General features: G+C 65.9%; 19 protein-coding genes. 18 read left to right on the forward strand and 1 reads right to left on the reverse strand.

All coding sequences use genetic code 11. From position 1 onward, the window contains the following. Positions 1-28 precede the first annotated feature (28 nt). From QX051_RS08990 to QX051_RS09035, 10 genes are all read left to right on the forward strand, one after another. On the forward strand, positions 29-481 hold the full coding sequence (locus tag QX051_RS08990) for a Fur family transcriptional regulator (RefSeq protein ID WP_315716937.1): 453 nt from the start codon (positions 29-31) through the stop codon (positions 479-481). Continuing rightward, the gene (locus tag QX051_RS08995) at positions 474-1,193 is read left to right on the forward strand and encodes an HAD family hydrolase (RefSeq protein ID WP_315775809.1); all 720 of its coding nucleotides are present in this window, start codon (positions 474-476) and stop codon (positions 1,191-1,193) included. The genes QX051_RS08990 and QX051_RS08995 overlap by 8 nt, the downstream gene beginning before the upstream one ends. 55 nt (positions 1,194-1,248) lie before the next feature. Further along, a complete protein-coding gene (miaB, locus tag QX051_RS09000) occupies positions 1,249-2,646 on the forward strand; it encodes a tRNA (N6-isopentenyl adenosine(37)-C2)-methylthiotransferase MiaB (protein WP_315775810.1) in 1,398 nt (465 codons plus the stop codon). Positions 2,647-2,710: 64 nt separating this feature from the next. Beyond that, entirely contained in the window at positions 2,711-3,688 is a 978-nt protein-coding gene (locus tag QX051_RS09005) for a PhoH family protein (protein WP_315735578.1), read from the forward strand. Between the two features lie 62 nt (positions 3,689-3,750). After that, positions 3,751-4,260, forward strand: coding sequence for an rRNA maturation RNase YbeY (gene ybeY / locus QX051_RS09010; protein ID WP_315775811.1), 510 nt, complete (start codon positions 3,751-3,753; stop codon positions 4,258-4,260). Between the two features lie 2 nt (positions 4,261-4,262). Beyond that, positions 4,263-5,432 (forward strand): hemolysin family protein, encoded by a 1,170-nt coding sequence (locus QX051_RS09015; protein WP_315775812.1) that lies wholly within the window; start codon positions 4,263-4,265, stop codon positions 5,430-5,432. Next, positions 5,429-7,039 carry an apolipoprotein N-acyltransferase gene (gene lnt, locus QX051_RS09020; protein WP_315775813.1) on the forward strand — a complete coding sequence of 537 codons (1,611 nt, stop codon included), beginning with the start codon at positions 5,429-5,431 and terminating at the stop codon, positions 7,037-7,039. Before QX051_RS09015 ends, lnt begins: the two co-directional genes overlap by 4 nt. Positions 7,040-7,270: 231 nt before the next feature. Beyond that, positions 7,271-7,687 carry a helix-turn-helix domain-containing protein gene (locus QX051_RS09025; protein ID WP_006615449.1) on the forward strand — a complete coding sequence of 139 codons (417 nt, stop codon included), beginning with the start codon at positions 7,271-7,273 and terminating at the stop codon, positions 7,685-7,687. 320 nt (positions 7,688-8,007) lie between these two features. Beyond that, the gene (locus QX051_RS09030; protein ID WP_315775814.1) at positions 8,008-9,138 is read left to right on the forward strand and encodes a M20 family metallopeptidase; all 1,131 of its coding nucleotides are present in this window, start codon (positions 8,008-8,010) and stop codon (positions 9,136-9,138) included. Then, the gene (locus QX051_RS09035; RefSeq protein ID WP_315775815.1) at positions 9,135-9,869 is read left to right on the forward strand and encodes a tRNA (guanine(46)-N(7))-methyltransferase TrmB; all 735 of its coding nucleotides are present in this window, start codon (positions 9,135-9,137) and stop codon (positions 9,867-9,869) included. Before QX051_RS09030 ends, QX051_RS09035 begins: the two co-directional genes overlap by 4 nt. A 21-nt stretch (positions 9,870-9,890) precedes the next feature. Here the strand turns inward: QX051_RS09035 and QX051_RS09040 are convergent, their stop codons facing one another. Further along, on the reverse strand, positions 9,891-10,967 hold the full coding sequence (locus QX051_RS09040; RefSeq protein WP_315775816.1) for a DUF2336 domain-containing protein: 1,077 nt from the start codon (positions 10,965-10,967) through the stop codon (positions 9,891-9,893). Positions 10,968-11,390: 423 nt separating this feature from the next. Here QX051_RS09040 and rimP point away from each other — a divergent pair, with 423 nt between their 5' ends. The 8 genes from rimP (at position 11,391) to pnp (ending at position 21,913) form a co-directional block, all read left to right on the forward strand. Further along, positions 11,391-12,152 (forward strand): ribosome maturation factor RimP, encoded by a 762-nt coding sequence (gene rimP, locus QX051_RS09045; RefSeq protein ID WP_315735592.1) that lies wholly within the window; start codon positions 11,391-11,393, stop codon positions 12,150-12,152. A gap of 14 nt (positions 12,153-12,166) precedes the next feature. Next, positions 12,167-13,789: a transcription termination factor NusA gene (gene nusA / locus QX051_RS09050; RefSeq protein ID WP_315735594.1), complete on the forward strand. Its 1,623-nt coding sequence runs from the start codon at positions 12,167-12,169 to the stop codon at positions 13,787-13,789. A gap of 80 nt (positions 13,790-13,869) precedes the next feature. Beyond that, positions 13,870-14,583, forward strand: a complete 714-nt coding sequence (locus tag QX051_RS09055; protein WP_315773313.1) for an RNA-binding protein — start codon at positions 13,870-13,872, stop codon at positions 14,581-14,583. 94 nt (positions 14,584-14,677) lie between these two features. Then, positions 14,678-17,437, forward strand: coding sequence for a translation initiation factor IF-2 (gene infB, locus QX051_RS09060; RefSeq protein WP_315735598.1), 2,760 nt, complete (start codon positions 14,678-14,680; stop codon positions 17,435-17,437). Positions 17,438-17,599: 162 nt separating this feature from the next. Further along, complete coding sequence (rbfA, locus tag QX051_RS09065; protein WP_315735600.1) at positions 17,600-18,016, forward strand: 30S ribosome-binding factor RbfA; 417 nt, start codon at positions 17,600-17,602, stop codon at positions 18,014-18,016. Then, positions 18,016-19,122, forward strand: a complete 1,107-nt coding sequence (gene truB / locus QX051_RS09070; RefSeq protein WP_315735602.1) for a tRNA pseudouridine(55) synthase TruB — start codon at positions 18,016-18,018, stop codon at positions 19,120-19,122. Before rbfA ends, truB begins: the two co-directional genes overlap by 1 nt. Positions 19,123-19,124: 2 nt before the next feature. Beyond that, positions 19,125-19,394, forward strand: a complete 270-nt coding sequence (gene rpsO / locus QX051_RS09075; protein ID WP_009025947.1) for a 30S ribosomal protein S15 — start codon at positions 19,125-19,127, stop codon at positions 19,392-19,394. Positions 19,395-19,756: 362 nt separating this feature from the next. After that, entirely contained in the window at positions 19,757-21,913 is a 2,157-nt protein-coding gene (gene pnp / locus QX051_RS09080; RefSeq protein ID WP_315758130.1) for a polyribonucleotide nucleotidyltransferase, read from the forward strand. Positions 21,914-22,039 lie beyond the last annotated feature (126 nt).

Consider the following 22,039-nt stretch of genomic DNA (forward strand, 5'->3'; position numbering starts at 1 on the left):
AGAAAGCGCATCCTTGAGGCGAGACACGATGACCTCCTTGAAAACCACGCCAGCGCTCAATTCCACGGGAATCGAGGCCCGCTGTGCCGCCACCGGCATGCGCATGACCGAGCAGCGCCGCGTCATTGCCCGCGTGCTCGCGGAAGCCTGCGACCATCCCGACGTCGAGGAGTTGTACCGGCGCTGCGTCGCCGTCGACGACAAGATCTCGATCTCCACGGTCTATCGCACCGTGAAGCTGTTCGAGGATGCCGGCATCATCGAGCGCCACGATTTCCGCGAGGGCCGCGCCCGCTACGAGCAGATGCGCGACAGCCATCATGATCATCTGATCAATCTGCGCGACGGCAAGGTGATCGAGTTCACCTCCGAGGAAATCGAGAAGCTGCAGGCCGAGATCGCCCGCAAGCTCGGCTACAAGCTGGTCGACCACCGGCTGGAGCTGTATTGCGTGCCCCTCGACGAAGAGACGAATGGCTGACGCAGCGCCGGCTTCCAGCTTCGATCTCGTCATTTTCGATTGCGATGGCGTGCTGGTCGACAGCGAGGTGATCTCCTGTCAGACCCACGCCGACGTGCTCAGCCTGTGCGGCTATCCGATCACGACCGAGCAGGTGTTCGCGCGGTTCCTGGGCCGCTCCCTGAAACAGGCGAAGCTCGAGGTCGAGGCCGAGCTCGGCCACAGCCTGCCCGACGATTTCAACCCGAAACTGCAGGACCGCCTGTTCCGCGCCTTCGAGCAGGACCTCGCGGCGATCGACGGGATCACGGAGGCGCTCGACACCATCGACGTGCCGGTCTGCGTCGCCTCCTCCGGATCGCACCAACGCATGCGCGTCAGCCTTGGCGCCACCCGGCTCTACGATCGCCTCGCCCCGCACATCTTCTCGTCCTCCCAGGTCGAGAACGGCAAGCCCGCGCCCGATCTGTTCCTGTTCGCCGCAGCGCAGATGAGGGCGCGTCCCGGGGCCTGCGTGGTGGTCGAGGATAGCTTGGCCGGCATCCGGGGTGGTGTCGCCGCCGGCATGACGGTGCTCGGGTTCCATGGCGGCAGCCACTGCCGGCCTGGGCACGCCGACAATCTGCGCGCGGCCGGCGCCACCCTGGTTTTCGACGACATGCGGCAGCTGCCGGCGATTCTGGGCCGGCTGTCCGAGAAAAAGCCCGCGGTCGCTGGATTTTCGGCCCCCTAGCCTATATTTGAGCGCGGCGCCGCATTGGCGCGCCTCCGACTGCATGCAAGGGTTCATGACGCCGCCGCGCAAGCTGCACATCAAGTCCTATGGCTGCCAGATGAATGTCTACGATGCCCAGCGCATGGTGGACACGCTGGGCTCCGAGGGCTTCGTCGAGACCGCCGAGGCCGGCGACGCCGATCTCGTGATCCTCAACACCTGCCACATCCGCGAGAAGGCCTCCGAGAAGGTCTATTCGGAGCTCGGGCGGCTGCGGGTCGCGAAGGAGGACGCCGCAAGGGCCGGCCGGACGATGCAGATCGCCGTGGCCGGCTGCGTGGCTCAGGCGGAAGGCGAGGAGATCATCGCCCGCGCCCCCACCGTCGACGTCGTGGTCGGCCCACAGAGCTACCACCATCTGCCGCAGCTCCTGGCCCAGGCCCGCCGCGGCGAGCGCGCCATCGAGACCGAATTCCCGGCCCAGGACAAGTTTGGCTTCCTGGCGAAGCCCAGCCGCGAGGCGATTCGCGCCCGCGGCGTCTCGGCCTTCGTCACTGTGCAGGAGGGCTGCGACAAGTTCTGCACCTTCTGCGTGGTGCCGTATACACGCGGCAGCGAGATGTCGCGCGCAGTGGCGCGCATTGTCGACGACGTGACGCAGCTCGCCGAGAACGGCGTTCGCGAGATCACCCTGATCGGCCAGAACGTCAACGCCTATCACGGCGAAGGCCCTGACGGCCGGCCCTGGACGCTGGGGCGGCTGCTCTACAGGATCGCCGAGATTCCGGGCGTGGCGCGGCTTCGCTACTCGACCAGCCATCCCAACGACGTCGACGACAGCCTGATCGCGGCGCATCGCGATCTCGGAGCGGTGATGCCGTTCGTGCATCTTCCGGTTCAGTCGGGATCCGACCGAATCCTGAATGCCATGAACCGCAAACACACTGCGTCCGATTACCGGGATGTCGTCGACCGTTTTCGCGCCGCCCGTCACGACATTGCATTCTCTTCGGATTTCATCGTCGGGTTCCCGGGCGAGACCGAGGAAGATTTTCGCGCCACCCTCGCGCTGATCGATCAAATCGGATACGCTGCAGCCTATTCATTCAAGTATTCGCCGCGTCCGGGAACTCCGGCAGCGGACATGCAGGAGATGGTGTCAGCGACCGAGATGGACGAGCGATTGGAGCGCCTCCAGAGCTTGATCGACAGCCAGCAAGCAGCCTTCAACAAGGCCGCGATCGGCCAGGTTGTCGACGTGCTGTTTGAGCGCGCGGCGCGCAAGCCCGGACAGCTGGTCGGACGGACCGCGTATCTGCAGCCGGCCCACGTCATGGCCTCCGACGACATCATCGGTCAGGTTCTGCCGGTGCGGATCGACAGCCTCGAACGCTACAGCCTGCTCGGCGAGCTCATCACGGCCGCGCCGGCAGCGATCTCCCCCACGCCCCTTGTATCCATCGGAGGCTGAGCACTTGCCCAAGAGCGCATCGGATTCGTCTTCCCTCGCTCCCAGCCGCAAGTTCGATCGCGACATGTCCATGCCTCCCGAGACCCAGGTCGTCATCGATTTCGACGACAACCGCGCCGCTTCCGCCCTGGTCGGCCCCTACGGCCAGAATCTGGCCCTGGTCGAGCGAAGGCTCGGCGTCGTCGTCGATTCCCGCGGCAACCACATCACCATCGGCGGCAGCCGCGACGGCTGCGATGCCGCGCGGCGCGTGCTCGAATCGCTCTATGCGCAGGCCGTCAAGGGCCAGGATCTGGCGCAGGGCGACGTCGAGGGCGCGATCCGCGCCGTGGTGGCGCAAGGCTCGCTGTTCGAGTTCGACGCCAAGAACGCCAAGAACGCGTTCGAGAGCATCAACCTGCGCAAGCGCCCGGTGCGCGCCCGCACCGCCGCGCAGGATTCCTACATCCGCGCGCTGAAGCGCCACGAGCTCGTGTTCGGCATCGGCCCGGCCGGCACCGGCAAGACCTGGCTTGCGGTCGCGCATGCGGCGCAGCTGTTCGAGCGCAAGGAAGTCGACCGCATCATCCTCTCGCGCCCGGCGGTCGAAGCTGGCGAGCGGCTCGGCTTCCTGCCTGGTGACCTCCGCGAGAAGGTCGATCCCTATCTGCGTCCGATCTACGACGCGCTGTACGATCTGATGGATGCGCGCATCGTCGAACGCGCGCTGCAGGCCGGCGAGATCGAGATCGCGCCGCTCGCCTTCATGCGCGGGCGCACCTTGACCAATGCCGCGATCATTCTCGACGAGGCGCAGAACACGACGTCGATGCAGATGAAGATGTTCCTCACGCGTCTGGGGGAGAACAGCCGCATGATCATCACCGGCGATCCGTCCCAGATCGATCTGCCCAACGGCCAGACGTCGGGCCTTGCCGAGGCCGCGCGGCTGCTCGACGGCGTCGAAGGGATCGCACAGGTCAGGTTCACCGGCGAGGATGTCATTCGCCACGAATTGGTGGCGCGTATCGTCGCCGCCTATGAGAGCCCAAAGGCGCGCTGACCCCCGGAGCAAGCTCGCCGATCGGCGCATGATCCGAGCGCCATCCGCACAGAACGACCAGGATGCCACAAAGTCCCATTCCAACCACCGAGGTGATCGTCGCAGCCGACTGCTGGCAGGACCAGCCCGACGCCGAGGACGTCATACATCGCGCCATCGTCGCCGCCGCTGAGACGGTCGACGCGGACGTCGGAGACGCCGAGATCGCGGTGATGCTGACGGACGATGACGGCATCCGCACCCTGAACAGCAATTGGCGCGGCATCGACAAGCCGACCAACGTGCTGTCGTTTCCGGCGCTGCAGCCGACCGGGCCGCGCGGCGAGGACGACGCACCGCGCATGCTCGGCGACATCGCCATCGCCTACGAGACGATGCGGCGCGAGGCCGACGAGGAGCAGAAGCCGTTCGCGCACCATTTGAGCCATCTGACCGTACACGGATTCCTGCATCTCGTCGGCTACGATCACGAGACCGATGACGAGGCCGAGGAGATGGAAGCGCTCGAGCGCGAGATCCTCGCCCATCTCGGCATCCCCGATCCCTATGCCGACCGGGAGCGGACGAATTGATCATGGCCGACTCCGAACCCATTCACGACAATCCGCGCAACACGCGCAATCTTCCGGCCGTGGTGCCGGCATCCGAACTCGGCCGCTCGCCGAGCGAGAATTGGCTCCTGCGCGCGCTGCGTAATCTGTTCGGATGGAAGGGCGGCGGATCGGTGCGCGACGATCTGCAGGTCGTGCTCGACGCCTCGACACCCGACGACATCGGCTTCTCCGCGGTCGAGCGCACGCTCCTGCGCAACATCCTCGATCTGCACGAGCGGCGGATCGCCGACGTCATGGTGCATCGCGCCGACATCGTCGCGGTCAGGCGCGACATCACGCTCGGCGAGCTGATGAGCCTGTTCGAGAGCGCCTCGCATTCACGGCTCGTGGTCTACAACGACACGCTCGATGATCCCGAGGGCATGGTGCACATCCGCGACCTGCTCGCCTTCACCACCGCGCAGGCGCGCGTCTCGGACGAGGTGAAGGCGCGGCGCAAGAAGCCGCTGCCGGCCGGTCTCGACCTGAAGGCCGTCGACCTGTCGATGCCGCTGTTCGAGGCCAACATCATCCGCAAGCTGCTCTATGTGCCGCCGTCGATGCGCGCGATCGACCTGCTGGCGCAGATGCAGGCCTCGCGCATCCATCTGGCGCTGGTCGTCGACGAATATGGCGGCACCGACGGGCTGGTCTCGATCGAGGACATCGTCGAGCAGATCGTCGGCGAGATCGACGACGAGCACGACAGCGACGAGCCGCCGGCGATCGTGCGGCAGGCCGACAACGCCTTCATCGCGGACGCCCGCGCCAGCCTCGACGACGTGCGCCGGGTGATCGGCGAGGAGTTCGTGACCGGAGAGGCAGGCGAAGGGGTGGAGACGCTCGGCGGATATCTCGTCAATCATGTCGGCCGGCTGCCGGTGCGCGGCGAGTTGATCTCCGGCCCCGGCAATTTCGAGGTCGAGGTGCTCGATGCCGATCCGCGCCGGGTCAAGCGGCTGCGCATCGCGCCGCGCAAGGAGCGTCCCACACCCCGCCCGCCGCGCGAGAGCCGGCGCCGCGAAATGGCGCCGGAAGCGGCCCCGCCGGACACGGACGTCCCGGCCGAGCCGCCGCCAGCAGAGGCCGGCCCGGCGCCGGGCCATGACGATAGCAGCCCGCCACGCGGCGACGGAGCCAGCTCACAGTGATCCGCCCATCGACGATTCGCGGCCTCGCCATCGGCGTTGTCCTGGCCTGGGGCTGGAAGCGCGCGGCGATCGCGCTCGCCGCCGGCGCGCTCTCCTCGCTTGCGATGGCTCCGTTCAACGCCTGGCCGGTGCTTGCGATCACCTTCCCGGTGCTGGTCTGGCTGATCGATGGTGCGGCGGCGGGACGGCGGCGCGGCATCCCGGCTGCCGCCTTCAGCGGCTTCTGCTTCGGCATGGGCTATTTCGTGCCCGGCCTGTACTGGATCGGCAACGCGTTCCTGGTCGATGCCGACACCTTCGCCTGGCTGATGCCGTTCGCCGTGCTGGGTCTGCCGGCCTATCTCGCGCTGTTTCCGGCACTGGGCTTCGCATTGGCGCGGTTGATCTGGACGCGTGGTGCAACCCGTATCCTGGCGCTCGCCGTCTGCCTGACCGCGAGCGAATGGCTCCGCGGCCACGCGCTGACCGGCTTCCCCTGGAACACGTTCGGCTATGCCCTGTCGCAGCCGCTCGCGCTGGCGCAGGCGACGTCGCTGATCGGGATCTGGGGCATGACGTTCCTGGCGATCGCGATCTTTGCCAGCCCTGCGGTGCTGATCGACGGCAAGACCTGGCGCGAGCGCTGGCGGGCGCCGGCCGCGGCGGCCGCCTTGCTGGTGGTGATGGGCGTGTTTGGCGTCATCCGGATCGGCCTGCATCCGACCGCCTTCGTCGCCGATCTCAAGCTGCGGATCATGCAGCCGAACCTGCAGCAGGACGTCAAATTCAACTATGGCGCCAAGGCCGACGTCATGCGCCGCTATCTGGCGCTGTCGGATCGCGCCTCCGGTCCGACAGCCACCGGTGTCCGCGACACCAATATCCTGATCTGGCCGGAATCGGCGTTCCCGTTCTTCCTGACCCGCGAGGCGGACGCGATGGGCCAGATCGCCGACCTGCTGTCGCCGGGCGCGGTGCTGATCACCGGTTCGGTCCGCGCCCCCGACGTGCCTCGGAACGTTCCCATCACCCGGGCCTACAATTCGATCTACGTGATCGGCCACGACGGCACCGTGCTGTCGGTCTACGACAAGCTCCATCTGGTCCCGTTCGGCGAGTTCCTGCCGTTCCAGACTCTGCTGGAGCGGATCGGGCTCGAGCAGCTGACGCGGGTGCAGGGCGGTTTCATCCCGGGCACGGCGCGACGCAATCTGGACGTGCCACACGCTCCGCGTGTTCTTCCTTTGATCTGCTACGAGGCGATCTTTCCGAGTGACAGCGTGCCGAGCGAAGAACGCCCGGGCTGGATCGTCAACTTGACCAACGACGGATGGTTCGGCATTTCGACCGGTCCTCATCAGCATCTGCAGCAGGCGCAGTGGCGCGCGATCGAGCAAGGACTTCCATTAGTTCGATCTGCGAACACCGGCATCTCTGCAGTGATCGATCCCGTCGGCCGTATCGTTAAGCAATTGCCACTCGGTGCAGAGGGCGTGCTGGATTCCGCGCTGCCTGTTGCGTTGCAGCCGACAGTCTATGCAAAGCTCGGCGACATTCCGGTTGCGATTCTGTTAGTGATCGCCCTGAGCACCGTCGTTCGCAGACGTGTTGCTCAAAAGCTTCCCTGACGACAGCAAGATCTCGATTCTTTCCGGCTCCGTAAGATTTTTTTTGACAAGCAAAACCCCAAGTGTTGACAGATAGCTGCTGCAATTCGCATTCTCGCGCGGCAGCATGAGCCGTCCAGATCGTTGCTCGGCCGTCTTCGTTAGTACGCATGCGAACAGAAATTGACGGTGTGAGCGCCTGAGGCATACTGCGACCGCCTCGTTCCGAGGCCCATTCTAAGGAGTTGAGAGATGTCGACGAAAGCGCCCAACCCTGTTGACAAGCATGTCGGCAGCCGGGTGCGGATGCGCCGTATCATGTTGGGCATGAGCCAGGAAAAACTTGGTGAGGCTCTCGGACTCACGTTCCAGCAGATACAGAAGTACGAAAAAGGCACCAATCGAGTCGGCGCCAGCCGGATTCAGCAGATCTCGGAGGTTCTGCAGGTCCCGGTCTCCTTCCTGTTCGAAGGGGTCCCGAGTGGCGGGACCAACGGTGAAGCTTTCGGCGAAGGCGCTTCGCCCGCCTATGTGTCTGATTTCCTGGCAACCTCAGAAGGACTGGCGTTGACCCGCGCATTCACGCGGATCCACGATTCAAAGCTTCGTCGCAGCATCGTCGACCTGGTCGAGCAGATCGCTGATCGCGAAGCTCCGGAAGAAGGCTAGCTTATGCGCCGGCGCTGACATTCCTATCGCGATTTCCTCTCATATGAATGTCAGCGCCTCGGGGGGCCATTAGCAGAACGCGTTTTGCGAGCGTCGCGCTGGGCATGCAACGCTTCGCAGGACGAATGGGCCGATAGACAACTTCGATTGCGACCAATAGAGCGCGATGGCTCCCCTTCGGGAAACGCTATCGCGCTCTAAATCGTTTTATGCACATGTGGCCTGGAACTCCGGCGTCCCAGCCGCCAACCCGCCCTGCGACGCGCCAACGCGTCCACCGCCTGCTACCACTTCGTAACCATCGAGAACGATTTACAGCTATGACCACCAGCAGCAGCCCGTTCGATAGTCGCACAATTCTCGAAGGCATCCGCCAATGGGTCGAGATCGAGACCCCAACCGAGGCGCCTGATCAGGTCAACAAGCTGGCTTCCCTTGTCGCGGATGGCTATCGCGGGCTTGATGCCACGATCGAACGGATCGCCGGACGCGACGGCTGCGGCGACCATCTCATCGCGCGCTCGTCATGGGGACAGGCCGAGCCCGGAATTCTGGTCCTCAGCCATCTCGATACGGTGCACCCGATCGGGTTCATCGCGCGGCTGCCGTTTTCGGTCGACGGTGACGTCGCGTACGGTCCGGGGATCTACGACATGAAGGGCGGCGCGTATCTCGCCTTTCACGCCTTTCGTCAGCTCTGCGCAGGCGGTGAAGAATCGCCGCTCGGCATTACTCATTTGTTCGTCTCGGATGAAGAGATCGGCAGCCCGACCTCGCGCGCGCTGATCGAGGAGGAGGGCCGCAAGGCCAAATACGTCCTCGTCACCGAGCCGGCGCGTGACGGCGGCAAGATCGTGACCGGGCGCAAGGGCGTGGCGCGGTTCGACGTGGCCATCCGCGGCGTGCCCGCGCATGCCGGCGCGCGTCCACAGGATGGACGCAGTGCGATCCGCGAACTCGCCAACGTCATCCATGCGCTCGAAGCGCTCAACGACCCCGCGCGCGGCATTACCGTGAATGTCGGCGTGGTGCGCGGTGGCACACGTCCCAACGTCATCGCAGAGGAAGCCCATGCGGAGGTGGATGCGCGGCTACCGACGCCAGCCGATGCAGAGGAAATCCTGCCCAAGATCCTGGGGCTGACCTCGCGCAGCGATGGCGTCACGGTTGAAGTCAGGGGCGAGGTGAACCGGCCGCCTTACGTCAAGGGCAACGCCGGCGCGGCCTTGTTCGAGCATGCGAAATCACTGGCCGAAGAGATCGGATTCGAGCTCGTCGACACCCACACGGGCGGCGGTTCCGACGGCAATTTCACCGCACCGTTCACGGCGACGCTCGATGGGCTCGGCGTCGACGGCAAGGGCGCGCATACGCATTACGAGCAGATGTACATCTCCTCGATCGAGCCGCGGACAAGGCTGCTCTACCGTCTCTATCAAACCCTGCGATGAGCACCGCGATCAACATGCCTGTCGACGACGATCACGCCAGCACCGAGGCCTTGCATGGTCAGGGCTCGTTCTTCGGCCGGCGCAAGGGCCACAAGCTGCGGGCGCATCAGGCCGGCCTGGTCGACAACCTGCTGCCGCACCTCGCGCTCGATCTCGCCGCGCCCGCGGAAGCCGTGCTGCCCACGCTGTACCATCCGCCGGTCGACGCGCTGCGGCTGGAGATCGGGTTTGGCGGCGGCGAGCATCTTGCCGCCGAAGCAAAGGCGTTTCCGACCACCGGCTTCATCGGCTGCGAGCCCTATGTCAACGGCATGGCCAAGATCCTGTCGGCCATCGAGGCCGACAACATCGGCAATATCAGGCTGCTGGCGGGCGATGCCGCCGAGCTGCTGGCCTGGCTGCCGCCGCAGTCGCTGCAGCGGATCGACCTGATCCATCCCGATCCCTGGCCGAAGCGGCGGCACTGGAAGCGGCGTTTCGTGCAGGATGCAACGGTCGCCGCGATGGCGCGCGTCCTGAAGCCCGGCGGCGAGTTCCGCTTCGTCAGCGACATCGCCGACTATTGCGCCTGGACGCTGTGGCATCTGCTGCGTTCGCCCGACTTCGCCTGGACGGCCGAGCGCGCCGACGACTGGCGCCTGCCCTGGCCGGGCTACACCATGACGCGCTACGGACGGAAGGCGACGCGCGAAGGCCGCGTCGCCAGCTATCTGATCTTCCGCCGGCGCTGACCGCTATGCCGGCGACGTCGTTCAATGTCGTGTCTTCCAGAACGCGACGATACGCTCGGCGGTCGATGGCAGCAGGCGCGCGTAGTTGACCCTGATCGCATCGATGTCGCGCTGCGCCGGCACGCGTTTCGGTCCGAGGCGCAGCAGGATCAGTGCATGCACGGTGCGCCAGTCGAGCCCGATCATGCGCCCCAGGATCAGAAGCGGATCGTGACGATCGCCCGACACCAGCCGGTCGAGCGTCGCGATCTTAAGTCCGGTCATTGCGGCGAGCGCCGCGATGACCTCTTCGTATTCGTGCTCGGATGCGAAGCGGAACAGCGCCGACTGGTCCAAGGCGTCGGCTTCATACAGCGACAGGATGGTCCGCTGCGCGGGCACGAAATTGCGCGTGCTGTTCGTTGCGCGCGCCGCATCGGCAAGCTCGGCGAGAGCCTGCTTGATCCTCGCCTGCTTGTCCGGCCGCACGACATCGAACAGCCGCCGCCTGACGACATCGAGCGAGCCGGCCAGCAGTTGTTTCAGATGATCGTCGGAAACATCGTCGCGCCGACCGACCGTGAGGGTCAGCACGCCGTCGGAACTCGCGCGGTGGATCAGCGCGGCATAGCCGCGCGGGGAAAACGCTGCGCCGTCATTGGCAGCGGCCCGCCGCACCACGTCGCGATCACCTCGGCGCACCAGCACGTCCGTCATATCAGCCGATAGGCGCGTCCGCTCTGCCATCGCGAGCAAATGACCCTGGCTCTTGTCGCGCGCAATAGCGATGAGCACGGGATCGTCGAGCACGAGCGAACGGCGCAACAGCGGACCCGCCACCGCAACCTCGTCGTCGCGCGCCAGCCGGCTGACGACGGCACGGGGCGCCTTGAGGAGCTGCGACAACCGCTCCGCCAGATCGATCCGCGTCGGCAGATCCGCGAACGGGACCAGATCGATCAGGAGACCGTCGAACAGATTGATGTGCTCGGGACGCAGCTTCGTCGCATCCTCGAAGAACAGGTCGGCGATGCGGCGCGTGGCCTCAAGGCCGCGTTCAGCATTGCCATGCCTGACGATCCCGCCGAGGCCGGGGATCAGCGCGGTAGCGGGGGTCATGACGTCTACTCGATACGCAACACGACACGTTTCCGTGCGCTCCGCTCCTTGCGGCATGACGACGGGGCGAAAAGCGCGAACTCAGCTTATTTTTAAGCGATCTTGGTGAATGAAGGGTTAGACCCTGCGGCATTCAGCCGTTGCCGGTCGGGGAAAACGATCCGATCCGCGGTCTCGGCGCGGAATGAATTCCCAGTTCCAGGTCCCGTTTGAGCCGACACGACCCTTGCCGTCTGGCGGCAAAGCGGCTATATGAGCGCCATCAAACATCATCTCATATACGATCGCGTAGTGAGGGTGGGCCCTTCCGGACCCGCTCTTTTTTGTTACCTGGATCGCTCCGCCACGGGCGGGATCGGTCCGGTGAGCGCGATCGAAGAGGCCCCACGGCCCAACCAAGCAAGACACGCGATCGACGCCTCGATGACGGAACCTACGTTCGCAGCCGCTGACACCGACCTCCTGACCGAGCCCCGTCTCGTCGTCGAGCCGGGGGTTGCGGCGCGCGTGGCGGCGGTGGCCGACCCGGTGCTGCAGGGAATGGGGTACCGCCTGGTGCGTATCCGCATTTCGGGCGAGGGCGGTTGCACGGTCCAGGTGATGGCCGAGCGTCCCGACGGCACGATGCAGATCGAGGATTGCGAGGCGGTGTCGCGGGCGCTGTCGCCGGTGCTCGACATCGCCGACCCGATCGACCGCGCCTACCGGCTCGAGATCTCCTCGCCGGGCATCGACCGGCCGCTGGTCCGCCGTTCCGATTTCGCCCGCCACGCCGGTCATCTGGTCAAGATCGAGATGGCGGTGGCACATCAGAACCGCAAACGCTTCCGCGGCATCATCGCCGGCGTCGAAGGCGATGGCGTGCGCATCATCCGCGACGACGTGGCCAAGGACCAGGAGCCGGACGTCGTGCTGCCGATGGCCGACATCGGCGACGCCAAGCTGGTGCTGACCGACGAGCTGATCGCCGAATCCATGCGCCGCGGCAAGGCCGCCGAGCGCGAGAAGAAGCGCGACCTCGGGCTGGCGCCACCGTTGGCGCCGCACGCCAAGCCGGCGGCCCAGGCCAAGCCAAAACCGAAATCGAAGGACAAGCAGCCGGTCAAGAAGCCGCTGCCGACCAACACCAAGAAACATCGCCTCGCCGCCGACCGCGCGCGCAGAGGCGAGATCGATCCTGATTAGAGGAGATTTGAGCCATGGCCGTCAGCGCCAACCGGTTGGAACTGCTGCAGATCGCCGACGCCGTCGCACGCGAGAAGTCGATCGACCGCGGCATCGTGATCGCTGCCATGGAAGACGCGATCGCCAAGGCCGCCCGCGCTCGTTATGGCAGCGAGACCGACGTTCACGCCGAGATCGATCCGAAGAAGGGTGAGCTGCGGCTGTCGCGCCACATGCTGGTGGTCGAGAAGGTCGAGAACCCCTCCAACCAGATCTCGCTGGATGATGCCCGCCGCGCCAATCCGGGCGCGCAGATCGGCGACACCATCGCCGACACCCTGCCGCCACTGGAATATGGCCGCATCGCCGCGCAGTCGGCCAAGCAGGTCATCGTGCAGAAGGTGCGCGAGGCCGAGCGCGACCGGCAGTATCAGGAGTTCAAGGACCGCATCGGCGACATCGTCAACGGCGTCGTCAAGCGTGTCGAATATGGCAGCGTGATCCTCGACCTCGGCCGCGGCGAGGCCATCATCCGCCGCGACGAGATGTTGCCGCGCGAGGTGTTCCGCAACGGCGACCGCGTCCGCGCCTATGTGTTCGACGTCCGCCGCGAGACCCGCGGCCCGCAGATCTTCCTGTCGCGCACCCATCCGCAGTTCATGGCCAAGCTCTTCGCGCAGGAAGTGCCGGAAATCTATGACGGCATCGTCGAGATCAAGGCGGTCGCTCGCGACCCCGGCTCGCGCGCCAAGATCGGCGTCGTGTCGCGCGATTCCTCGGTCGATCCGGTCGGCGCCTGCGTCGGCATGCGCGGCTCGCGCGTGCAGGCCGTGGTGAACGAGCTGCAGGGCGAGAAGATCGACATCATCCCGTGGTCGCCCGACATCGCGACCTTCGTGGTCAACGCGCTGGCGCCGGCTGAAGTCGCCAAGGTCGTCATCGACGAGGACCGCGAGCGCATCGAGGTCGTGGTGCCCGACACCAACAACCAGCTCTCGCTCGCCATCGGCCGCCGCGGCCAGAACGTCCGCCTCGCCTCGCAGCTGACCGGCTGGGACATCGACATTCTGACCGAGCAGGAGGAATCGGAGCGCCGTCAGGCCGACTTCGAGAATTCCACCCGCGTATTCATGGAATCGCTGAACGTCGACGAGGTCGTCGGCCAGCTGCTGGCGTCCGAAGGCTTCACCTCGGTCGAGGAGCTCGCTTTGGTCGACCTCAAGGATCTCGCCGGCATCGAGGGCTTCGACGAGGAGACCGCGACCGAGCTGCAGACCCGCGCCCGCGAATTCCTCGAGCAGCAGGAAGCCGAGCTCGAGGCCAAGCGCAAGGAGCTCGGCGTCGAGGACGCGGTGAAGGATGTGCCCGGCGTGACCACCAAGATGCTGGTCAAGTTCGGCGAGAACGACATCAAGACGGTCGAGGATCTCGCGGGCTGCGCCACCGACGATCTGGTCGGCTGGACCGAGCGCAAGGAGGGCGGCGAAGCCACCAAATTCGCCGGCATTCTCGACGGTCTCGATGTCTCCCGCGACGACGCCGAAGCCATGGTGATGCAGGCTCGCGTCAAGGCCGGCTGGATCAGTGAGGCCGACCTCGCCAAGACCGAAGCGGAAGCCGAGAATGAGGACGAAGCGACCGAAGGACAGCCCGCCTGACCCGTTTGGCTCGCCCCATGGACGGCACGATGACCCCCACCCTGACCCAGCTCGCTTGAGATGAGGAGCCGCATCACCGCATGCTCGCTTTGGCCGACCCCGAGCTCGACAATGGACCGCGGACCGAGAAGTCCGCGACCATGCGCATGTGCGCGGTCAGCCGCGACGTGCGGCCGATCGGCGAGCTGATCCGCTTCGTCGTCGGCCCGTCGGGCGAGGTCGTGCCCGACATCAAGCGCAAGCTGCCCGGTCGGGGATTGTGGATCACCGCCTCGCGCCAGGCGGTTGCGGAGGCGGTGCGGCGTCACCATTTCAGCCGAGGCTTCAAGACCAACGTCCGCGTCCCGCCGACCCTTGCCGAAGACCTGGAAGCCTTGCTGGCCCGCAGCGCGATCGAAGCGCTGGGGATTGCCGCCAAGGCCGGCCAGGCCGTCTCCGGTTTCTCCAAGGTGGAAGCGGCGCTGTCGCAGCGGCAATCGCGGTCGACATTGGCTGCCCTCGTCCATGCCGCGGATGGCGCAGCCGACGGGATCCGCAAGCTCGACGCGCTGGTGCGGCCGAACGACGGGGACCAGGGCCAAGCCCCGACAATTCCGATCATCTGCTGTCTCACTTCGGCAGAATTGGATTTGGCACTTGGGCGCTCAAATGTGATACATGCTGCCGTGCTCGCAGGCCCGGCGAGCAGGACATTCCTGTCGCGCAGCCAGACACTGGTCCGATACCGGTCGGCCGACGCTGACAAGATTGCCGGAACCGCGGCCACGAAATCTGCTTCGACTTCGAAGACATAGCACTTTGAAGCCATAGCTACGAAGACATCGCGACGATTGCACGAATGAGACGGTGCGGTAGCCCGCACGCTGGTAACGAGATTAGGACGACTGAATGGCCGACAACAACACTCCGGGCGACAAGAAACTGAGTGTCCCGAGCAAGACCTTGACGCTGAAGCCGCGCGTCGAGACCGGCACGGTACGCCAGAGCTTCCCACATGGCCGGAGCAAGCAGGTGGTGGTCGAGAAGCGCGGCAAGCGCCGCGTCGGCGATGGGGGGCCCGATGCTCCGCATGCGCCGGAGCCGACCGTCGCCAAGGCGCCGCCGCCCCCGCCATCGCCGCGCTCATCCGGACCGCGCCCATCCGGCTCGTCGCAGCGCGGCGGATCCGGGGTCGTGTTGCGCACCCTGACGGAGGACGAGCGGTCGGCGCGCGCCAGCGCGTTGGCCGATGCCCGCGTGCGCGACATCGAGGAACGCCGCCAGGCCGAAGAGGAAGCGCGCCGCCGTGCCGAGCGCGAAGCCGCCGAACGCGCCGAGCGCGAGGCTGCCGAGGCGCGCCGCAAGGCCGAGGAAGAGCGGCACCGCCACGAAGAGGAAGCCAAACGCAAGGCCGAGCTCGAGGCCAAGAAGCGGTTCGGCGAAGGCGAGGCGCCCCGTCCGGCGACATCCGCGCCGCAGCCCGCGGCGACCGCACCGGCCCGCTCGACGCCCGCCCCCGGCAGGCCCGTCGGCGCACCGGGCAGCCGGCCGCAGCAGATTGGTGGTCCGAGCTCGCGGCCCGGCGGCGCTCAGCCGGCGGGCGCACGCCCGGCCGGCGCCCGTCCTGCCGCCGGCGGTCCGCTCGGCCGCGCGCCGGCGGCAGTTGCCGCCGGTCCGGACGAGGATGAGGGTCCGCGCCAGATCCGCAGGGGTCCCGGCGGAGCCGCACGTCCTGCACCGCCGCCGAAGACCACGCACAAGCCGGGTCCGCAGAAGCAGCGCGGCCGCCTGACGGTGGTCACGGCACTGACGGCCGACGATGTGCGCGAGCGCTCGATCGCCTCGTTCCGCCGCCGCACGCAGCGCCTGAAGGGCCATGCCGCCAACGAGCAGAAGGAGAAGCTCGTCCGCGAGGTGACGATTCCGGAAGCCATCACCATCCAGGAGCTGGCGAACCGCATGTCGGAGCGCGCGGTCGACGTGATCCGTCTGCTGATGCGCCAGGGCGCGATGCACAAGATCACCGACGTGATCGATGCCGACACCGCGCAGCTGATCGCCGAGGAGCTCGGCCACAGCGTCAAGCGCGTCGCGGCGTCCGACGTCGAAGAGGGTTTGTTCGACGTCGTCGACGATTCGACCGACACCGAGCCGCGCTCGCCGGTCGTGACCGTGATGGGCCACGTCGACCACGGCAAGACCTCGCTGCTCGACGCGCTGCGTCACGCCAACGTGGTCTCGGGCGAAGCCGGCGGCATCACCCAACACATCGGCGCCTATCAGGTGACCGCGCCGGATTCCGGCAAGAAGATCACCTTCATCGACACGCCCGGCCACGCCGCGTTCACCGCGATGCGCGCCCGCGGCGCCAAGGTCACCGACATCGTGGTGCTGGTGGTCGCGGCCGATGACGGCGTGATGCCGCAGACGATCGAGGCCATCAACCACGCCAAGGCGGCGAAGGTGCCGATGATCGTCGCGATCAACAAGATCGACAAGCCCGACGCCCGTCCCGAGCGCGTCCGCACCGAGCTGCTCCAGCACGAGGTGCAGGTCGAATCGCTCGGCGGCGAGGTCGTCGACGTCGAGGTGTCCGCCAAGAACAAGACCAACCTCGATCGTCTGCTCGAAATGATCGCGCTGCAGGCCGACATTCTCGACCTCAAGACCAATTCGGATCGCCCGGCCGAAGGCACCGTGATCGAAGCCAAGCTCGATCGTGGCCGCGGCCCGGTCGCCACCGTGCTGGTCCAGCGCGGCACGTTGCGGGTCGGCGACATCATCGTCGCCGGCGCCGAGATGGGCCGCGTCCGCGCGCTGATCTCGGATCAGGGTGAGACATTGCAGGAGGCAGGCCCGTCGGTGCCGGTCGAGGTGCTCGGCTTCAATGGTCCGCCGGAAGCCGGCGATCGTCTCGCCGTCGTCGAGAACGAAGCCCGTGCCCGCCAGGTCACCAGCTATCGCGCGCACCAGAAGCGCGAGAACGCGGCAGCCTCGATCTCCGGCATGCGCGGTTCGCTCGAACAGATGATGTCGCAATTGAAGACTGCGGGCCGCAAGGAATTCCCGCTGGTCATCAAGGCCGACGTGCAGGGCTCGCTGGAAGCCATTCTCGGCTCGCTGGAGAAGCTCGGCACCGAGGAGGTCGCCGCCCGCATCCTGCATGCCGGCGTCGGCGGCATCAGCGAGTCCGACGTGACGCTGGCCGAAGGCTTCAACGCCGCGATCATCGGCTTCTCGGTACGAGCCAACAAGGAAGCGGCCGCGCTCGCCAAGCGCAACGGCATCGAGATCCGTTACTACAACATCATCTACGACCTCGTGGATGACGTGAAGAAGGCGATGAGCGGTCTCCTGGCCCCCACGCTTCGGGAAACCATGCTCGGCAATGCGCAGATCCTGGAGGTGTTCAACATCTCCAAGGTCGGCAAGGTCGCCGGCTGCCGCGTCACCGACGGCACCGTGGAGCGCGGCGCCAATGTCCGCCTGATCCGCGACAACGTCGTGGTTCACGAGGGCAAGCTGTCGACCCTGAAGCGCTTCAAGGACGAAGTGAAGGAAGTGCAGGCCGGCCAGGAATGCGGCATGGCCTTCGAGAGCTACGGCGACATGCGTGTCGGCGACGTCATCGAGTGTTATCGCGTGGAGACCATCCAGCGCTCGCTGTAAGTCCGAATCCTACAGAGCGCGCTGCAATTCGAGTGAGCAGCGATTCCGTGCGCATGCGGAATCGCTGCGTCCCTTGAACTTAACGAAGCGTCGTTGAACTCAATCAGAATGATCCTCTCGCCCGTGCTCACGCCGGGCGACGATCCATTGGATTTTTGAAAAATGCCTCGCCATCACCAGAGGGGAAGCGCCGCTTCCGGCGGCTCGCAGCGTCAGTTGCGCGTGGCCGAGACCGTGCGTCACGCTGTCGCCGACATTCTCAGCCACGGTGACGTGCACGACCCGGACCTGGAGGGACACATCATTACGGTGCCCGAAGTCCGCATGTCGCCCGACCTGAAGCTCGCCACGATCTACATCATGCCGCTCGGCGGACAGGATACGGACGTCGTGCTCGCTGCGCTGGAGCGCAACAAGAAGTTCCTGCGCGGCGATATCGCGCGGCGCGTTAACCTGAAATTTGCACCTGACATCCGCTTCCGCGTCGACGAGCGATTCGACGAAGCGGAACGGATCGAGAAATTACTGCGAACACCCGCGGTGCAGAGAGACCTCAATTCGGATTCGGAAGAGAGCTGATGACCATTCCCCCCGAAACCGGCACTGTCGACGCGCCGAGCGCCGAACCGACCGCCGCCAAGACGATCCATTCTGCCGACGGACGCCCGCCGCGCGACAACAATGATCCGCGCAACAAGCAGCGCCAAGGAAACGGTCAGGGCAACCAGCCACGCCGCGATCGCCGCGACGTCCATGGCTGGGTCGTGCTCGACAAGCCGATCGGCATGACCTCGACCCAGGCCGTGGCGGTGGTGAAGCGCCTGTTCCAGGCCAAGCGCGCCGGCCATGCCGGCACGCTCGATCCGCTCGCCTCCGGCGGCCTGCCGATCGCGCTCGGCGAAGCCACCAAGACCGTCCCGTTCGTGATGGACGGCCGCAAGCGCTACCGCTTCACCGTGACCTGGGGCGAGGAGCGCGATACCGACGACACCGAAGGACGGGTCGTCGAGACCAGCCAGAGCCGGCCGGATGCCGCGGCGATCCGGGCGCTGCTGCCGCAATTTACCGGCCGGATCGAGCAGACGCCGCCGCGCTATTCCGCGATCAAGGTCCAGGGCGAGCGCGCCTATGATCTCGCCCGCGACGGCGAGGTCGTCGAGCTCCAGCCGCGCCCGGTCGAGATCCATGAACTGACCCTCGTCGACCAGCCCGACCCGGACCATTCGGTGTTCGAGGCGGAATGCGGCAAGGGAACCTATGTCCGGGCGCTGGCCCGCGACATGGGCCGAATCCTCGGCTGTTACGGCCATATCAGCGCGCTCCGGCGGACCCTGGTGGGTCCGTTTACCGAGAACGACATGATTCCGCTGGAACAGTTGGAGGCTTTGTGCAATAGAGCCGCGTCCGGTGAGGGAAGCCTCGCCGACGCACTCTTGCCCGTTGAGACCGCGCTGGACGACATCCCGGCACTGGCCGTCACTCGGGCTGATGCGGCAAGGCTCCACAGGGGTCAGGCCGTCTTGTTGCGCGGACGGGATGCGCCCAATAGTAGCGGCACAGTCTATGTCACGGTCGCAGGCCGCCTTCTGGCGCTTGCCGAAATTGGCAATGGCGAACTCATCCCCAAGCGCGTGTTCAACCTGACCGGACTGACTGCCAGCTCCGGTCGCAACGAAAGAGACTGACGATGTCGGTGACCGCAGAGCGCAAGGCGGAAATCATCAAGGCGAATGCCACCAAGGCCGGTGATACCGGTTCTCCCGAGGTGCAGGTTGCGATCCTCTCGGAACGCATCAACAACCTGACCAGCCACTTCAAGACCCATGGCAAGGACAACCACTCCCGCCGCGGCCTCCTGAAGCTGGTCTCGACCCGCCGTTCGCTGCTGGACTATCTGAAGAAGAACGACGAGGCGCGCTACAAGGCGCTGCTCGAGAAGCACAACATTCGCCGTTGAGCTTCGACTGGGAATGAGCGCGCGCGGTGTTGCGCGCGTTGATGGCATGATGCCGAGGACGCCGCTTCGATCGCGGCGTTCGCGAATCCGGGATCATGCGGTCTGGCTGGATCTGGAAAGAGGCAGATACGCCCTTCGACTGATCCTGCCCGGACCGTGCAGTACGCCTCAGCAGCAATCCGGCCGCTGGGCGTGACGGGCAAGGTGCCCGTTACTTACGAGAAGGATGGACGCCATCCGAAATAAGAAAACCATGGCAGGATCGCAGGGCGCTGATCGCAATCCAGCGCCCTGCAATCTTGCGCATGGTTTTTTTGTTTCTGCGGGGTCCGCCTTCGATCATCTCATGAAAGAAGATACCCATGTTTACCAAGCATTCCGTCGAGATCGACTGGGGCGGGCGTCCGCTCAAGCTTGAAACCGGCAAGATCGCCCGCCAGGCGGACGGCGCCGTCGTCGCCACCTATGGCGAGACCGTCGTGCTCGCCACCGTCGTCGCCGCCAAGGCGCCGCGCGAAGGCGTCGACTTCCTGCCGCTGACGGTCGACTACCAGGAAAAGACCTACGCTGCGGGGCGCATTCCCGGCGGCTATTTCAAGCGCGAGGGCCGTCCGACCGAGAAGGAGACGCTGGTCTCCCGCCTGATCGACCGCCCGATCCGCCCGCTGTTCGTCGACGCCTGGCGCAACGAGACCCAGGTCATCGTGACCGTGCTGTCGCACGACATGGAGAACGATCCGGACATCGTGGCGCTGGTCGGCGCGTCGGCCGCGCTGACGCTGTCGGGCGTGCCGTTCAAGGGCCCGATCGGCGCCGCCCGCGTCGGCTTCGCCAATGACGAATACATCCTCAATCCCACCCTCGACGAGATGGCCGACACCCAGCTCGACCTGGTCGTCGCCGGCACCTCGGACGCCGTGCTGATGGTGGAATCGGAGGCCAAGGAGCTCAACGAGGACATCATGCTCGGCGCGGTGATGTTCGGTCACCGTCACTTCCAGCCGGTGATCAATGCGATCATCGAGCTCGCCGAGAAGGCCGCCAAGGAGCCGCGCGACGTCGCGATCATCGACAACGGCGCGATCGAGAAGGAGATGCTTGGGATCGCCGAGCAGGACCTGCGCAAGGCCTATGCGATTCCCGTGAAGCAGGAGCGCTACGCCGCCGTCGGCGCCGTCAAGGAAAAGGTGATGGCGCACTTCTTCCCGGAAGGGCAGGAGCCGAAATACGACAAGCTCCGCCTCTCCGGCGTGTTCAAGGAGCTGGAAGCCAAGATCGTTCGCTGGAACATCCTGGACACCGGCAAGCGCATCGACGGCCGCGACGCCAAGACCGTGCGCAACATCGTCTGCGAAGTCGGCGTGCTGCCGCGCGCTCACGGCTCGGCGCTGTTCACCCGCGGTGAGACCCAGGCGCTGGTCGTGACCACGCTCGGCACCGGCGAGGACGAGCAGTACATCGACGCGCTGTCGGGAACGTACAAAGAGACGTTCCTGCTGCACTACAACTTCCCTCCCTACTCCGTCGGTGAGACCGGCCGTCTCGGCGGCACCAAGCGTCGCGAGATCGGCCACGGCAAGCTCGCCTGGCGCGCCATCCACCCGGTGCTGCCGCCGCACCACGAGTTCCCCTACACCACGCGCGTGGTGTCGGAGGTGACGGAGTCGAATGGCTCGTCGTCGATGGCCACCGTCTGCGGCTCGTCGCTGGCGCTGATGGATGCCGGTGTGCCGCTGAAGCGGCCGACCGCGGGCATCGCGATGGGCCTGATCCTCGAAGGCAGCCGCTATGCGGTTCTCTCCGACATCCTCGGCGACGAGGACCATCTCGGCGACATGGACTTCAAGGTCGCGGGCACCGAGAGCGGCATCACCTCGCTGCAGATGGATATCAAGATCGAGGGCATCACCGAGGAGATCATGCGGGTTGCGCTGGGCCAGGCCCGCGACGGCCGCATCCACATCCTGGGCGAGATGTCCAAGGCGCTGACCGCCGCGCGTGCCGAGCTCGGCGAATACGCGCCGCGCATCGAGACCTTCAAAATCCCGACCGACAAGATCCGCGAAGTGATCGGCACCGGCGGCAAGGTGATCCGCGAGATCGTCGAGAAGACCGGCGCCAAGGTCAACATCGAGGACGACGGCACCGTCAAGGTCGCCTCCAACGACGGCGAGGCGATGAAGGCCGCCATCAAGTGGATCAAGTCGATCGCCTCCGATCCGGAGGTCGGCCAGGTCTATGACGGCACCGTCGTCAAGGTGATGGAGTTCGGTGCCTTCGTGAACTTCTTCGGCACTCGCGACGGCCTCGTGCACATCTCGCAGCTCGCCGACAAGCGCGTGCAGAAGACCTCCGACGTCGTCAAGGAAGGCGACAAGGTCAAGGTCAAGCTGCTCGGCTTCGACGACCGCGGCAAGACCAGGCTGTCGATGAAGGCGGTCGACCAGACCACTGGCGAGGATCTCGAGGCCAAGCAGAAGGACGCGCCCGCCGAGGCGCGCGAAGCCGCCGGCGAGTAAAGCCGGCGCACCCTTCGAATGAAATACAAAGGGCGGCTTTCGGGCCGCCCTTTTTTGTTGTCCTATTGGTCGCGCACCCTCACGCGTCCCAGGTCACGGCTGCGGATGCAGAGGCCGTCACCCCGC

The organism is Bradyrhizobium sp. SZCCHNR1053 (genome assembly GCF_032381235.1).
Taxonomy (GTDB): domain Bacteria; phylum Pseudomonadota; class Alphaproteobacteria; order Rhizobiales; family Xanthobacteraceae; genus Bradyrhizobium.

Bases quoted from the DNA above. Each gene is read 5' to 3' on its own strand.
- QX051_RS09030 (WP_315775814.1), top strand. From the start codon at position 8,008: ATGACCACCAGCAGCAGCCCGTTCGATAGTCGCACAATTCTCGAAGGC.
- miaB (WP_315775810.1), top strand. From the start codon at position 1,249: ATGACGCCGCCGCGCAAGCTGCACATCAAGTCCTATGGCTGCCAGATG.
- QX051_RS09040 (WP_315775816.1), bottom strand. From the start codon at position 10,967: ATGACCCCCGCTACCGCGCTGATCCCCGGCCTCGGCGGGATCGTCAGG.
- rpsO (WP_009025947.1), top strand. From the start codon at position 19,125: ATGTCGGTGACCGCAGAGCGCAAGGCGGAAATCATCAAGGCGAATGCC.
- QX051_RS08990 (WP_315716937.1), top strand. From the start codon at position 29: ATGACCTCCTTGAAAACCACGCCAGCGCTCAATTCCACGGGAATCGAG.
- rbfA (WP_315735600.1), top strand. From the start codon at position 17,600: ATGCCTCGCCATCACCAGAGGGGAAGCGCCGCTTCCGGCGGCTCGCAG.
- ybeY (WP_315775811.1), top strand. From the start codon at position 3,751: ATGCCACAAAGTCCCATTCCAACCACCGAGGTGATCGTCGCAGCCGAC.
- truB (WP_315735602.1), top strand. From the start codon at position 18,016: ATGACCATTCCCCCCGAAACCGGCACTGTCGACGCGCCGAGCGCCGAA.
- QX051_RS09035 (WP_315775815.1), top strand. From the start codon at position 9,135: ATGAGCACCGCGATCAACATGCCTGTCGACGACGATCACGCCAGCACC.
- QX051_RS09015 (WP_315775812.1), top strand. From the start codon at position 4,263: ATGGCCGACTCCGAACCCATTCACGACAATCCGCGCAACACGCGCAAT.
- rimP (WP_315735592.1), top strand. From the start codon at position 11,391: ATGACGGAACCTACGTTCGCAGCCGCTGACACCGACCTCCTGACCGAG.
- nusA (WP_315735594.1), top strand. From the start codon at position 12,167: ATGGCCGTCAGCGCCAACCGGTTGGAACTGCTGCAGATCGCCGACGCC.
- QX051_RS09025 (WP_006615449.1), top strand. From the start codon at position 7,271: ATGTCGACGAAAGCGCCCAACCCTGTTGACAAGCATGTCGGCAGCCGG.
- QX051_RS08995 (WP_315775809.1), top strand. From the start codon at position 474: ATGGCTGACGCAGCGCCGGCTTCCAGCTTCGATCTCGTCATTTTCGAT.
- QX051_RS09055 (WP_315773313.1), top strand. From the start codon at position 13,870: ATGCTCGCTTTGGCCGACCCCGAGCTCGACAATGGACCGCGGACCGAG.
- pnp (WP_315758130.1), top strand. From the start codon at position 19,757: ATGTTTACCAAGCATTCCGTCGAGATCGACTGGGGCGGGCGTCCGCTC.
- infB (WP_315735598.1), top strand. From the start codon at position 14,678: ATGGCCGACAACAACACTCCGGGCGACAAGAAACTGAGTGTCCCGAGC.
- QX051_RS09005 (WP_315735578.1), top strand. From the start codon at position 2,711: ATGTCCATGCCTCCCGAGACCCAGGTCGTCATCGATTTCGACGACAAC.